The 15,486-nt window shown below is 25.8% G+C and carries 12 protein-coding genes; all 12 read right to left on the bottom strand.

Going from position 1 to position 15,486, the window contains the following annotated elements:
* Positions 1 to 270: 270 nt before the first annotated feature.
* Positions 271 to 2,424 (bottom strand): glycosyl hydrolase family 18 protein, encoded by a 2,154-nt coding sequence (locus tag ACYUET_RS08595; protein WP_460278905.1) that lies wholly within the window; start codon positions 2,422 to 2,424, stop codon positions 271 to 273.
* Positions 2,425 to 2,896: 472 nt separating this feature from the next.
* Positions 2,897 to 4,885, bottom strand: a complete 1,989-nt coding sequence (locus ACYUET_RS08590) for an ABC transporter permease (RefSeq protein WP_460278904.1) — start codon at positions 4,883 to 4,885, stop codon at positions 2,897 to 2,899.
* Positions 4,875 to 5,645 carry an ABC transporter ATP-binding protein gene (locus tag ACYUET_RS08585; RefSeq protein ID WP_460278903.1) on the bottom strand — a complete coding sequence of 257 codons (771 nt, stop codon included), beginning with the start codon at positions 5,643 to 5,645 and terminating at the stop codon, positions 4,875 to 4,877. The genes ACYUET_RS08590 and ACYUET_RS08585 overlap by 11 nt, the downstream gene beginning before the upstream one ends.
* A gap of 184 nt (positions 5,646 to 5,829) precedes the next feature.
* Complete coding sequence (locus tag ACYUET_RS08580; protein WP_460278902.1) at positions 5,830 to 6,855, bottom strand: sensor histidine kinase; 1,026 nt, start codon at positions 6,853 to 6,855, stop codon at positions 5,830 to 5,832.
* Entirely contained in the window at positions 6,852 to 7,532 is a 681-nt protein-coding gene (locus tag ACYUET_RS08575; protein WP_460278901.1) for a response regulator transcription factor, read from the bottom strand. The genes ACYUET_RS08580 and ACYUET_RS08575 overlap by 4 nt, the downstream gene beginning before the upstream one ends.
* Before the next feature lie 144 nt (positions 7,533 to 7,676).
* Positions 7,677 to 10,166, bottom strand: a complete 2,490-nt coding sequence (locus ACYUET_RS08570; RefSeq protein ID WP_460278900.1) for an ABC transporter permease — start codon at positions 10,164 to 10,166, stop codon at positions 7,677 to 7,679.
* 2 nt (positions 10,167 to 10,168) lie between these two features.
* Complete coding sequence (locus ACYUET_RS08565) at positions 10,169 to 10,840, bottom strand: ABC transporter ATP-binding protein (RefSeq protein ID WP_460278899.1); 672 nt, start codon at positions 10,838 to 10,840, stop codon at positions 10,169 to 10,171.
* 196 nt (positions 10,841 to 11,036) lie between these two features.
* A complete protein-coding gene (locus ACYUET_RS08560; protein ID WP_460278898.1) occupies positions 11,037 to 12,047 on the bottom strand; it encodes a sensor histidine kinase in 1,011 nt (336 codons plus the stop codon).
* On the bottom strand, positions 12,044 to 12,718 hold the full coding sequence (locus ACYUET_RS08555; protein WP_460279129.1) for a response regulator transcription factor: 675 nt from the start codon (positions 12,716 to 12,718) through the stop codon (positions 12,044 to 12,046). The genes ACYUET_RS08560 and ACYUET_RS08555 overlap by 4 nt, the downstream gene beginning before the upstream one ends.
* A gap of 381 nt (positions 12,719 to 13,099) precedes the next feature.
* The gene (locus ACYUET_RS08550; RefSeq protein WP_460278897.1) at positions 13,100 to 13,819 is read right to left on the bottom strand and encodes a TraX family protein; all 720 of its coding nucleotides are present in this window, start codon (positions 13,817 to 13,819) and stop codon (positions 13,100 to 13,102) included.
* A 209-nt stretch (positions 13,820 to 14,028) separates the two neighbouring features.
* Positions 14,029 to 14,211 (bottom strand): hypothetical protein, encoded by a 183-nt coding sequence (locus ACYUET_RS08545; protein ID WP_460278896.1) that lies wholly within the window; start codon positions 14,209 to 14,211, stop codon positions 14,029 to 14,031.
* 383 nt (positions 14,212 to 14,594) lie between these two features.
* Complete coding sequence (locus ACYUET_RS08540; RefSeq protein ID WP_460278895.1) at positions 14,595 to 15,443, bottom strand: AraC family transcriptional regulator; 849 nt, start codon at positions 15,441 to 15,443, stop codon at positions 14,595 to 14,597.
* Positions 15,444 to 15,486 lie beyond the last annotated feature (43 nt).

Genomic DNA, 15,486 nt, shown 5'->3' with positions numbered 1-15,486 from the left:
ATATATGTTGAAATTAGTTTTCTAAATCGTCAAGTTTCCTATTTCAATTCTATTCATGAGCTTTATCCGATAGCTAGTATATGTAACTTCATAACAGCTACACGCTCCTGGATAACAATTTCTAACTCTCAGTTAAAAGCAAGTTTCACTGAGACTAAGAACTTTGTTTATACTACAATATCAACATTCACTTAAAACATAGGCAATTATAAAAATGCCAACATTTCGGGCTATTATTAGCAAAATGTTGGCACAATCTTAATTCTAAATTTAATTATTTTCTATTACTTCTCTTGAATTATTTTTTATTTCTTTTTCAGAATTATCTATAGATTCATCTTTTAAATTATCTTCTATTACTTCTTCATCCACTTTTGTTTCTTTTTGCAATTCTTCTGTATTATCTATTGTTTTTTCTTTTAACTTATCATCCTCCATTTCTTTTATTTCTTCTTTTATTGTTGGTTCATTTGATGTTATTTCTTTTGGTAATTCTTCAGTTATTTCTTTTGAGCCTTCTTCTATTGTTTCATTTGGTACTTCTTCAATTATATCTCTTAATTCATCAATTTCTATTTCTTTAACTTTATCAATGCTAGGTCCTATTGGATTCATACCATTAAATGTTATATTTCTAACTCCTGAGAAGCATAATCCAATCATTCCTTGAATTGTAACAGTTGCACCTGGTTCAATACTTTGCCAATTACCTGATTTTATTGTAACTGTTTTAAAATCTCCATTATCCTTTAAAGAATATGTTCCTCCCCATGAAGATTTATATAACGCTGATTTAGGTAAATCAAATGATACATTCCATCCGCCATCTATTTTTTTATCAGTACAATTTTTTATTTTTATATCATAAGTATAATTAGGATGATCATATTTTCCACCTAAACTTACCTCAACATTTACTGGTTCTAATGAACTAGTGCTATCATCATTTGTCTCTTTACAACTTCCAATATTTTTTAATCCATTGCTTAACTTTTTAGTTAATGTATCTCCAAATGTATATTTACCTTCATTTATCTTATCAGATCCTTCTACATAATTAGGATTTAATCCATAATCACCATTCATTACCCAAATTAAAGCTCCACCAAGATTTTTATTTTTTATATACTTAACTCTTTCATCAATAGATTTTTCATTTTCAAAAGATAAAAAAACTCTTTCTTTACTTTGCCAAACATGTGGTACCTTTTCAACATCATCCCAATATAGTTTTAAATTAGGATCCTTTTCCATAAGATTTAACACATGCCATAATGGATTAGCACCTGCTGGTTCTAATTCTCCATCATTGTCTAAATCATCACCCCAAATATTATATTTTCCTGATGCCGGTGTTCTACTTGAACCATGAAGTCCATTTTCTCCACCTTGAACGTTTTCCCATCCTCTTGTATAATATGGAATACCCATTATTATTTTTTCAGATGGTAATACTCCTCTATAGAATCTATATGCCCAATCCATGCAAAGTGTAGGCATTATTTGTGATGCTGTCTCTCTATCTGCTGAATCTGGATAAATACCTGCTAAGTTTTCAACATATTCATTCCATCCTCCATGATAATCATAAGACATTACACTTAGAAAATCTAAATATTGAGCATATGTGTTATCATTAACTCCTCCAAGAACCCAAGGAGATGCAGTAACAGCTGCTGATAAAATATAATCTTTATTATATTTTTCAGATGCTTCATCTATTTTTTCTCTTAATATTTTCATTAATATATTATATCTTTCATTTAATTTAGCTCTTCTAGGTTCTGATAAGTCAAAATCTGCTGGATTTCCTGATTGACTTGTAGATGATGGATATTCGAAGTCAATATCTATTCCATCAAAATTATATTTTCTTATAAAATCAACACATGAATCTGCAAAAGTATCTATTCCTTCATCTGTATCTAGCATAGTATAAAAGCCACGTGATCCTGCCCATCCACCTACAGACATTAACAATTTAACATTAGGATAATTTTTTTTCATAGTTTGTAATACATTAAAATGACCTTTATATGGTAGTGTAGGATCAAGCTCTATTTTTTTCCCTTTATAAGATAAATCATAATCAGCAAAATCTTCTTCTAATGCTGCATGTTTATCACCTAACTTTATTTTATTAGTATATGGATCTACTAATCCAAATGAGTATTGAATATGGGTTAATGAATCCCATTGTAAATTAGTTGCATTAAAATATCCCTGAACTTCACTTTTATAAGCCCACTCCGGAAAATATCCTATTATCTTTCTCTTTAAATCTTTCTTACTACTTTGTCTTACCACTTTTTTTTGATCTTTATTTGTAATTGTTTTTGCATGTGCTGGTACTCCTAAAAAGGATAATGACATTGTAGTTACAACTAATCCAGCTAAAAGTTTTTTTAGTCTTATGACTTTCATTTTTTGATTCCCCCTATCTTATTTTATTCACTCCTCTCCCTATACATATGTGTCTTTTTTTAACAAATTACATTTTAATTAAAATAATCGTATGATAAATTGTGTTTTTATAAAAAACGTATGATATTGCTATTAAAAATTATTATTTTATTAAATTTTAGTGATAAATACTGTTTTTTTGTTTATATGTAAAATTCCTAATACAGTATTAATATATTATTTACTTATTTTAATAAATTAAATAAAAAAATCGCTAAGCGACTGTGGAACGTCGATTTTTTTTAGCCATGTACCCGTTCCAAACGTAGTGCAGGAATAATGGTGCGGTTTTAGATGATACTTATAATACCTCTAAAACAAGATATTCTAGAAGTTATCTACAGATTTTAAAATATATAATTTTCTAAAGAATAAAAAAATATCTCTAAATAACACTTTAAATTATTTAGAGATATTTATATATATGTTCTAATTAAATATATTGTTTTATCATTTTCTTGGTTCCTAAATATGTAGACATAAAATATCCACCATATATAACTACTAATAATATAGCTGTAAATATTACATTATTAACAATGCCTACACCCACCAATATTGTTACCATTTGAGATGCCAATTTTATACCTACAATCGAATGAATAATTGCAAGTGATAAAGGCACCATGAAATATATTCCTATTTGAACTAATAAAGATTTATTTATCATATTCTCATCTACGCCTATTTTAGTAAGAAGTTTATATCTTTCTATATTATTATCACATTCAGATAATTGTTGAAGAGCTAAAACAGCCGCTGATGTTATTAAAAATATTATTCCTATATATATTGATAAATAAGATAATGTAACAGCTATTCCTGCTGATTGTGCTAATACTTGATTTTTAGTTTTATAACCAATCTCCCTTTTTGTTTCATTATCAAATTTATCTATAGCTTCATTTAAATTATTTTCTATATTATTATCACCAAGTTTATAATCTAAATTTAAAAATGATCTAACTGGAACTACTCCTTCAAGTACTGAATCATTTACTATTATAGTTGCTAAGTTATGTTTTATTATATCATTGTAAATAACAACATCTAAAACTTTCATATTAGATGGTACTAAATTATGATTATTTATATTAATTTCAGTTTTATCTTGTAAACTTTTTTCTAATAAATCTTTATTTTCATTATCATCTGTAAATACTGTGTACTCATTTTCTTCAAGCTTAATGGGTTGTTTATTTAACATTTTCATTATGTTATTAAACTCTGAAAGTTTCATTACTGGTATATCTTCATTTACATAAATTTTATAATAAGAATTTTCTTTTTCTGTTAAATACTTATTCAACAAATCTCTATATCCAAATTTATTATCATATATGTTATAACTAACATACTTATCTGTGTATTCATTTAAATTTAAACCTTTATCACCTAAGATATTTTTAACATCTTCCCCTTTCATATTACAAAAAGTTGCATCAAACTGAGTTAAATCTTTAATATTTTCATTTAAACCTTTATTAAGTCCAAGTCCACCTGATAACATACTTGTAGCTAAAAATAACATTAGACATATAAAAGCCATAGATATAAATGTTGTATTTATTTTACTATTTATTTGTTTTAATACAAACATGTTTAAATTCTTAAAATACTGCTTTTTATTACTTTGAGCTAATTTTATTAACAATCCTGATAATGAAAAGAAAAATAAAAATGTTCCTATAGCTCCTAATATAAATGAAATAGTAATATTTTTTCCTAGTACTGCCATTCCATCAGTTAATATTATATAGTAAGCAGATATTATCATTAAAATACTTATAATAAAAAATAGAATTGATATTTTTTTATTTCTAATTTTAAGTGTCTCATTTTTCTTAGCAACTGTTAATAAATTTATAAGCTTTACTTTTCTAATTGAAAATGAGTTAAATATTAATACAATTAAATATATTAATCCAAAACATATTATTGTTTTAACACATGCACTTATAGAAAAAATAAATTTAAACTGTATCAGATTAACATTAAACATCTCTGCTGTTAAAACAGATAAACCTTGAGATAAAAACACTCCAATTATTAATCCTATACCTAGTGATAATATTCCAACTAATAGAGTTTCTAGAAATATTATTCTTGATAAACTTTTACTTTCCATACCTAATATCATGTAAACACCAAATTCTTTTTTTCTTCTTCTTATTAAATAATTATTAGCATAAATAATTAAAAATCCTAGAATAAAAGAGATAAATATAGACACTATATTCATAACTGTATTTACTAAATCAAAGGCATTTTCATAATCTTCACTTATTTTCATCATTAATTTCTGTGATTCTATAGAATTAAAGCTATAAAATATACATACCCCAAATATCAAAGTAAAAAAATAAATTGTATAATCTTTAAAACTCCTCTTTAAGTTTTTAATAGCTAGTTTAAAATACATCTCTTGCGTCACCTCCAAGAAGAGTTACTACTTCAATTATTCTATCAAAAAATACTTTTCTTGAATCATTACCACGAATAATTTCATTAAATATCTTACCATCCTTTATAAATAAAATTCTACTTGCATAACTTGCTGTAAATGCATCATGCGTTACCATCATTATTGTTGCATTTAAATTTTTATTTAAATCATTTAAACTTTCAAGAAGCATTTTAGCTGAATTTGAATCTAATGCTCCTGTTGGTTCATCGGCTAATATTAAAGATGGATTTGTTATAATAGCTCTTGCTGATGCTATCCTTTGCTTTTGACCGCCAGACATTTCATATGGATACTTTTCTAACACATCATTTATATTTAACTTTTCTGCAATCTTTCTAATCCTTCTATCAATCTCTTTATGATTAACTTTACAAATTGTTAATGCTAATGCTATATTTTCATACGCTGTTAAAGTATCTAAAAGATTAAAATCCTGAAATATAAAACCCAGCTGTTCCCGTCTAAATTTAGCTAATTTTTTTGAATTAAGCTCAGTTATATCATTATCATTAATAAAAATATGACCACTAGTTACACTATCTATTGTTGAAATACAATTTAATAAGGTTGTTTTTCCACTCCCTGAAGTACCCATAACTCCAACAAATTCTCCCTCTTCTACTTCAAAACTGATATTATTAATAGCCTTAGTAACATTTCCTTTATTCCCATAATATTTTTCTATATTTACTACTTTTAAAACTTCTTTACTCATAATTTTCCTCCATAAGTTATCTTATAAGTTTATGTTACTATTTACTAAATGTATCATCCATCGAATAATATAACACTAATGTTACAATTTTGTTAGTTTAGGCGAATAAAAACCACCCTGTTAATAGATTTTAACCATATCTACTTAACGGGGTGCACTTCACTTGTATATTGATCTACTATTTCTATTTATGCCCTAATGGCATCATTAAGGAAAATGTACTTCCTTTATCTTTTTCAGACTTTACTTTAATAAATCCATCTTGTTTTAAAATTATTTCTCTTGATAAATAAAGGCCTATCCCAACACCTTCCTCATTACTCACATTTTCACCACGATAAAAACGTTTAAAGATATTATTTATTTCCTTTTTCTTAATTCCTATTCCGTTATCTTTTATTTCTATCATTGCAAACATTTCAAAACAATTAGTGCTAATTATAATTTTTCCGTTATAATCAGTATACTTAACTGCATTATCGATAATATTAAAAATTGCTTCTGAAGTCCATTTTCCATCAACAAAAACAGCTATATCTTCTTTTGAAATAAGTTCAATTTCAATATTTCTAAGTTTTGCTTTCTCATAAACTTGTTTTATTGCTGTTAAGCAAATTTCATCTAAACTGACTTGTTTAGGTTTAAGATTAATAATATCACTTTCTAAACGTGACATTTTTATCATACTTTCCATTAAAAAATTTAACTTTTGAACCTGATTATTTATTACTGAAATAAATTCTTTTCTATCTTCACTTGATATATCATTATTTTTTAAAAGTTCACAATATAATTTTAAATTAGCAAATGGTGTTTTTAGTTGGTGTGATATATCTGAAATTAAAGATTGAATTTCATCTTTTTCTTTTTCTAATCTATTATTTTGTGACTTTAAAATTCCTGTTAATTTAATAGTTTGACTCTGAAGTTTTGATAATAAATCATCATTTAAAACTGAAAATATCTCTTCTTCATTTCCATCTATAATTCTATTTATTAATTCTGTAAGTTTTTCTAAGATTGAGCACATATATTTATTCATATAAAAAATAAGTCCATTAAAAATTAAAATTATTAATACAGAAAAAATAATACTTAATTTTACAATATTGTACTGTTTAATAACAAAAGCTGAATATAATACAAATACCAAACAACATACATATAATAAAATTGAAAATTTAATTATCACATTCTGTAGCTTACTCAATTTTCATCACTCCAAATATATCCTATTCCAAAGACAGTAATTATATATTCAGGATTTTTATTATCTTCTTCAATTTTTTGGCGTAGACGCTTAACTGTTACACTTAAAGAATTATCATCTATAAATTCTCCATTAACATCCCATAATTTTTCTAAAATAGTTTCTCTCTTCAGTACTTTTCCTTTATTTTTGCAAAGTAATTCCAAAAGTTTATATTCTTTTGCAGTTAACCTAACAATCTCATTATTTTTGCTTACTTCCATCTTATCAAAATTTATTTTAATATTTTCTCTCTTATATACATTCTCTTCTTTTATTTCACTTCTTCTTAAAACTGCATTAATTCTTTGTTTTAATATTTCTATTGAAAATGGCTTTGCAATATAATCATCACAACCTGTTTTAAAACCCTTTATTATATCTTGCTCTGTATCATTAGCAGTTAAAAATAATATAGGTTTATCTGACATTTGACGTATTTCTTCACACAAATCTAATCCACTTTTATCTGGTAAATTAATATCTAATATTATTAAGTCAATTTTATCCTCTAAAAAAATTTTACTGCCTTCTCTACTAGTAAAAGCTGATTTCACATTATATCCACTTTGTTTCATAGAAAATGTAAGTCCTTTATTCAACATCTTATCATCTTCAACTATTAATATTGTTGCCACTTTATCACCACCATCTCCCATAAATTATATCATAATAAATACATTCAAAAAAATAACAAGCCAGCATGATAACCTATTAAAACTCACTACAAATAGTGTAATTATCATTGACTTGTTATTTTCTTTCATATGCCTAACTAAATATTATTCTGACTCTCTAAGTCTTTCTACAATGCTTTTTTTACTTGTTGATTTATATGCAATTAAAGGAATAATTACTCCAAATAAAAGTAATATTGGTGCAGAAATTATAAGTGGTAATATTATAAACTTATATTTACAAAACCACATCTCCCTTGTAATAGCAGAAATAACTTCAAGTGATATAATTGATCCTAAAATACTGCTTACCATAATTGTAGCTATTGCATAAAATCCTCCTTCAAACATAAGCATACTCCTCAATTGTTTGGTAGTCATTCCAATACTTTGCAACATGGCAAATTCTCTTTGTCTTGAGATTATACTAGTAAGAATTGCATTTATAAAATTGATTATCCCTATAACTCCAATAACAATTGAAAGTGCTCCTCCAACAAGTAAAAACATACTTTGAAATTTATAAAACTCATTTATATAAATTTGTTTTGATTCATAATTCATATCAGATTCAACATTATCCGTATAATTTTTAATAAATTGCTCTGCTTCTTCTAATCTTTCTTTATCAACATTATACATATATGTCATAGTTAAAGGATCTTTTATCATTTTACAAAATTCACTTGATGGAAGAATTATCTCAGGATAATATTCATCATCTTCATAGGGATAATATCTAACAGTCATATTATTTTTTATTCCCACTTTTGCCATTACTTCATATTGTTTAACATTGCCATCTCCAAAACTTAAACTTACTTTTTGGCCAACATCATATTTTAATCTTTCTACATGAAATCTTCCATTATTATCTGGAGTAACAGCTTCCAAAATATAATTTCCTGTTTTAAGCTCTTCCTTATCAATATTCCCCTCCAATATTTCCATTTGTGATATAGGGAAATCATCAGCTCCATATAATTGAACATGCCTCTCTTTATTCATATAGTTAATAATATTTTTATCTATTGAATAATACATTCTCCCACCAGTTTTATAATAATTCAATGCTTTAATATTATTTATCAAACTTTCTGATACTACATCATCGTTATTACGAAATCCCTTTGTAACATTAAAATAATTTGCATGACCAACTAAAAAATCTGAAACTACATTTTTAGATATATATTTATCCATATTAAAACTATTAGTAAATGTATATACTGAATTTAGTAAGATAAGACTTAAAGACATAGATACAATAACTATAATTGTCTTTTTCCTATTTCTTTGAATATTATAAAGTGCAATTTTATAAACCTTAGTACCATCAATTGATTTTCTAAATGTCTTTCCATTTTTCATTGAAACTTCAGTATATTTTGTCGCTTCTACTGGAGAAACCGCTGCTGCAATCTTGCCTGGCTTTTTGCAACTTATATAAACTGTTATTAATGAAAATAACGCTGATCCTATGAAAATAATTGGATTAAATGAAATATACGCTTTTTTAAAGTTTGTTGTACTCATAATTGATGGCATTAATAGGTTTCCAATTATAAACCCTAATGTTAATCCAATTGGTATTCCTATAGATGAAAGTAGAAAAGCTTGATTTCTAATAATTTTTTTAATCTGCCTTGGTGTTGTGCCTATCGTCTTTAAAAGCCCATATGATCTAATATCCTTTATTACTGAAATCTGAAAAATATTATATATAATAAGATAACCTGTTAAAATAATCAACAAACTTACTATAAATATAGGTAACATAATTTCATTATTGGAATTAGTAGACATATATGCCCAGTTTACTCCCGTTGGTATAAAATTTTGTGCATTTTTTTCATTGCTATATCCACTATCTTTTAATACTTTATCTACATTTTCCTTAATGCCTATGCTATTTTTAAACATTACATCAAGATCTGTATACCCAGAATCTTGTGATGTAAAGTCTTTATTATTTAACTGAATATTAGCAAGTTCTTTATCAATAAAGGCTTTTGATACCCATATCATGCTGAAATTAGTTGCTTTATCACTTTCATAAAATCCTGAAAGTACAAATTCTTTTGAACGTTTTTCATCTTGGACACTATAATCAATCTTTATAGTTTTTCCTATTTCATGTGGAATCCCTAAAAGATCAAGTACTTTAGTACTTGTAACTAGTTCATTCTCCTTTTGTGGCATTTTACCTATAGTTGGGTAACAAAAATACATTTCCGCTTCTTTATCTGTTGCGTAACAAACCTCTGTATGATGTTTTAAAAATTCCTTATTTTCTCCCATACTCACCATAATTTTATATCCAAAATCTTTAATAAGAGGATTAACTTTTATCTTATTTAATTCCTCCTCATTAAGATATTTAAAACTTGCATGAGCATATCCTCCCGATTGACGCATAGTTTCCTTTTCAAGTGATTCCTTTATACTAATACCTATAGTAAAAAGTGATGTGAAAAGAAGAGTAGTCAGAGCAATAGCAACAATTGCAAAAATATTACGCAATCTATTTGCTTTCATTGTTTTTATTGTTAATCTGTGGATAATAGCACTATTATTATTTTTGAAAAACTTCATTACTATTCCCACCTCACAATTTGTCCATCTTCAATATGAATAATTCTATCTGTCATTTGTGCAATTTCTTCATTGTGAGTTATCATAACCATTGTTTGATGAAATTCTTTACTTGTTGCTTTTAAAAGTCCTATTACTTCTAAACTTGTTTTACTATCCAAATTTCCAGTAGGTTCATCTGCTAAAATAATAGCTGGTTTAGTTGCAAGCGCCCTCGCTATTGCTACTCTTTGCTGTTGTCCTCCTGAAAGATTGCTTGGCATATTATTTAGCTTTTCTGATAATCCTAAAGTCTTTATAATTCTATTTACAAAATTCTCATCTACTTTATTCCCATCTAACTCAATTGGTAAAACAATATTTTCATATACATTTAAAACAGGTACTAAATTATAATTTTGAAATACAAAACCAATATTTCTTCTCCTGAAAATTGTCAATTCCTCATTACTCATTGAAAAAATATCTTTGTTTCTAACAAAAACTGTTCCACTTGTTGCTCTATCAAGGCCCCCAAGCATGTGAAGTAAGGTACTTTTCCCACTTCCTGATGTTCCAACAATCCCAATGAATTCTCCTTCATTTATTTCAATATTAATATCATCAAGAGCCTTTACAATATTAGGTTTGACTCCATAATATTTTTTTAACTCTTTTGTTTGCAATATATTCATAATTATATTCCTCCAAAAAAATAAGACTATAAATTAATTTACAATCTTATAATATCATTAACTTCTTTCAATCTAGTGACATGATTATGTATACAAAGTAAATAATGGAGGAAAATAATAAATATGTATATTTGTTGTTTTCTTCCATGTACTTATTTTAAGTTTTTCAGCACTAAATTTATGATTTCAAGGAATATTAAATCTTCATCATTTTATTTATAGGAAACATAATTGAAACTGTAGTTCCTTCCCCCTCTTTGGATAATAAATTCATCCACAATCCGAGTTTTTCACATAACTTTTTGCACAGATACAAACCTATCCCTGTAGATTTTGAATATAACCTACCATTTTCACCTGTATATCCTTTTTCAAATGCTTTCCTTATACACTTTTCACTCATTCCAATTCCATTATCACATATATAAAGAACTACATTTTCCTCCTTTTCTTCACAATATAATCTAATAATACTTTCTTTTTTATCCATATACTTTATACTGTTTGATATGATTTGATGTAAAATGAATTCTATCCACTTACTATCTGAATATACTATTTTATCAACATTGCTTAATTCAATTTTAATTTTCTTTTTTATTAAAGTATTTGCATTTCTTTTTATAGTTGAATTAATACATTTTCTTATATTAAGTTCTCTAATAATATAATCTTTTTCTAGATTATTACTTCTAGCATAAAATAAAGCTTGTTCTATATAACCTTCAACTTTTTCAATTTCCTCATTTGCACTTTTTGTAACTTCTGACTCATTATTTTCTAATAATAATTTACATGAAGCTATAGGAGTTTTTATTTCATGCACCCATAACTCTATATATTCTCTATATTCTGATGTATCTCTTTTAATTTTAGAAATTTCATCTTTCATAGATTTATTTGTATGTTTTATTATTTCATATAAAATCTTTCCATCTACAAATGTAGGTTTATTTATAACTTCAGAAATTAAATATTTCTTATCTAAAAGTTGTAAATCTTCTAAAATATTTTTATAGTATACACTTTTATTAAAATAGTCATAAACATGAAATATTAAACTTCCTATTAAATTTAAAATAAATATAAATACAATAGCATATGTATCAACTCTTAGCACTCTTAATAAGCCTGAACTTGCTACAAGTATTGCTATATTTATTAAAATAAAAATTGCTCTTTCCTTAAAATAATCAAAAAATTTCATATCAAAATATATCCTTGACCTCTCTTTGTTTGTAAGTATGACTTAGCCCCTATTGTTTCAATTTTTCTTCTAAGCCTATTAATATTAACAGTTAGAGCATTATCATCCACAAACTCATCACTTTGCCATAATGCATTTATAAGCTCATCTCTTGATACTATTTTCCCTTTACTTTTTATTAAAGTGTACATAATTCTACTTTCATTTTTAGTTAATTCAACTTTATTCTCATTAAATTCTAATTCACTTGTAGATAAATTGTATTTAAGATTTCTATATTCAAAAATCTCCATTTCATTATTATTATATGTTCTTCTTATAATTGATGAAATTCTAGCTAAAAGAATTTGAGTATTATAAGGTTTTGTAACAAAATCATCAGCTCCTATATTCATGCTCATAAGTTCATCAATTTCACTATCTCTACTTGTTACAACTATGATTGGAACATTTGATTTTTTTCTAAGTTCTCTACAAATATAGAAACCATCATATTGTGGTAAATTAATATCTAACAAAACTATATGTGGATTTTCCTTTAAAATCTCCTCTACCATATTTCCAAAATCCAATGAATATTTAGTTTCATATCCATATCTATTTAAAAAAGTACTTAATTCATTTCTTATTTTTTCTTCATCTTCTACAATAAATATCTTCTCATTCATAATTCTACCCACCAATCTTTTTTATTTGCTATATTTTGAAATATTGCTGATATTGTAATATAAAGCTCATGGACAGAAGAATTTACTTTAAGAACTCTAAAATAAAGCTTAGTCCAATTAATGCATGTTCCCAATCAAAGATTGCTGACAAGCAATTAATTGTACAAATCTTCATTAAGAATTCTAAAAAGCAAATTCCAATGCCAGTTCGCCCTTATAATACAATATCAACATTCCTTAAAACATAGCATTTTTTATAATTATATAATATTATTTATGTTCATTATGCTTTTAATTTTATTACAAACTTCCTTTAAAGTAAAAAAATGTAGTCAATAAATCAAACATCTATTAACTACATTCTTGTAATTTATTTTTATAAAATTATCTGATAAGCATTTTAGCTCCTAGAAGAACTATTATATGAAGTGGATAGAAGATATAGAAAAAATATTTTATACTCTTTCCTCGTTGTTCATTATACTTCATTAATAGTGGATAACTAGCAAAAACTCCTATTATAGAAACTATAATATCTATATTGATTGAACCACTTATTAAAAACATTAATAAAAGATCAACTAAATTTATGGCTGTAAGTCCGTATATTAAAGCTTTCTTTTTATTATCTATAGTTCCAAACATATAAATTAATAAAACACCTGATACACCTGCATCTCCAACTACACTTATAATCATAAAGAATGTAACTATGACACCTTTTAAAAACTTATTTTTAGTCTTACCTGCTAAATATAATGCACAAAGTCCAAAAAATAATGTAAATATAGTGTCTAAGAAATATCCACATAAATTAAAAAATAACATACAAAATGGCACTGCGCTTAATACTGCTAAAATAAATAATCTTAGCATATACTTAGGTACATTAGATGATTTTCTATATCCTTCTCCTATAAAGAAGCATAAAATAGGAAATGTTAATCTTCCTATAAAATGTAATATACCACTACTTATTGGATAAACTTCTGATGGTAAAAATGTCCACGCTGCATGGTCTATAACCATACATATAATTGCTAACATTTTTAACTGAGTACCATTAAGTCCACTTTTTATTAATATTTCTTCTCTAGCTTCCATAACTTCAACCCCTAATAAATATATTTCTAAAAAGATTATTTTTTTCTTTTTAGCTCCTCAGCATATAAAAAATTTTAATATGCTTGATATTTATTAGTATATATTGGTAACAATTCTTCATCCATTGCTCTTCATTACATTTATATAACAATTTTGTAATATATGAATTAGAATTATAACTATATATTATGAAGCTTTAAAAAATCAAATTATTTTTCTTCACTGTCTTTAGTTTTTTTATCTATACCACATGATACCCATGGATAATCTGGGTTACTTGGATCACATGGTTTTGATGGATCTACTTTAGCTTTTTTTTCTTCAAAACTTACTTCATATTTTTCTGTACAATTACATTCATTTTGTTTATTTAGATTTTTATTATTACTCATATTACTTCTCTCCTTTATCTTTTACCTATTCTATGTTTATTATTATATAATAATAATTATTAATAAACAATAGTAATTTAATATTTTTTAAAATTAATATTAAATTTATTTTATTCAATTCATAGAAAATTATTTATTCTTTAAGTTTTATTTTTTAATTGTTTGCTTATTTCATATTTCAAATATAATAAAAATTTAGCTATATTACGCTCATTTCGCGAATAACAATTTAGACACTTAATATATTTCAAACTATTGAAATTACTTAATTTCATAAACCAAAAATTTTATACTTTCCTATATATTAAAAAAAGGCATTACTGCCTTTTTTTATTTAATAACTATTTATAAAAATACTACTTGAAAATAATTAGTTATACATCTTACTTTTTAACAGGAATCCAAATCTCACATCTATAATCTGAAGAATACATATCACCTTCTGGATAAACTTCTATCTCTGGTGCACAAGCATGTTGGTACCCTGTAGATGGTAACCATTCTGTAAATATTCTTCTATTAAGATCTTGTATAGCTTCAGGTAGTGCCCCCACCGATTCAAATACAGCCCAAGTTGCTGCTGGTATAATTGCAGAAACATATCCTTTAGGAAGCTTATCTTTGATTTCTTCAACACCTATCATATAATTAAATTCATCTTTAGCAAAATCTTTACATATACCTAAAACGCCAAGCTTGCCCACTTTTGAGCAAATCCATTGGTATGAACCATCCTTCATACAATCTTCCCAAAATTCTGGTACCTGTTTAAAATTTTCTCCATCAACCATAGTTATCTTTTTTTGTTTGCCTACTACTTTAAAACTTTCTTTTTTAACAATCTTATAATTCATATCTTTATCTCCTTTTATTGAAATATGAAAAGAGAGTTTTGGATATGCCTTAAGTTTTACTCCTAGTCCCCGAGCAACAGATGGATTTATTCCATGCATTTTTTTAAAAGCTTTTGTAAATGATTCTGGAGTTTCATAGCCATACTTATAAGCTACATCAATAATCTTTTCACCTGCTATAATATCTTGTGTAGCAAGTGTAAGTCTTCTTCTTCGTATATATTCAGCTATTGTAACACCAGTTATCATATGATACATACGTTGAAAATGAAATGGTGATGACAATGCAATTTTCGCTACCTTTTCAATATCAAGCTTTTCATTAATGTTAGCCTCTAAATACTCTACTGCCTTATTCATTGAATTAAGCCAATCCATAAAACCACTCCTCTCTATTTCTATATTAGAGATTTTTTACTTG

It is taken from the genome of Clostridium sp. CTA-5 (assembly GCF_054768135.1).
This window is presented reverse-complemented; position numbering and strand designations above follow the sequence as displayed.

Coding starts and splice junctions, on each gene's coding strand:
- ACYUET_RS08595 (WP_460278905.1), bottom strand. CDS start 2,424: ATGAAAGTCATAAGACTAAAAAAACTTTTAGCTGGATTAGTTGTAACT.
- ACYUET_RS08590 (WP_460278904.1), bottom strand. CDS start 4,885: ATGTATTTTAAACTAGCTATTAAAAACTTAAAGAGGAGTTTTAAAGAT.
- ACYUET_RS08585 (WP_460278903.1), bottom strand. CDS start 5,645: ATGAGTAAAGAAGTTTTAAAAGTAGTAAATATAGAAAAATATTATGGG.
- ACYUET_RS08570 (WP_460278900.1), bottom strand. CDS start 10,166: ATGAAGTTTTTCAAAAATAATAATAGTGCTATTATCCACAGATTAACA.
- ACYUET_RS08565 (WP_460278899.1), bottom strand. CDS start 10,840: ATGAATATATTGCAAACAAAAGAGTTAAAAAAATATTATGGAGTCAAA.
- ACYUET_RS08560 (WP_460278898.1), bottom strand. CDS start 12,047: ATGAAATTTTTTGATTATTTTAAGGAAAGAGCAATTTTTATTTTAATA.
- ACYUET_RS08550 (WP_460278897.1), bottom strand. CDS start 13,819: ATGGAAGCTAGAGAAGAAATATTAATAAAAAGTGGACTTAATGGTACT.
- ACYUET_RS08545 (WP_460278896.1), bottom strand. CDS start 14,211: ATGAGTAATAATAAAAATCTAAATAAACAAAATGAATGTAATTGTACA.
- ACYUET_RS08540 (WP_460278895.1), bottom strand. CDS start 15,443: ATGGATTGGCTTAATTCAATGAATAAGGCAGTAGAGTATTTAGAGGCT.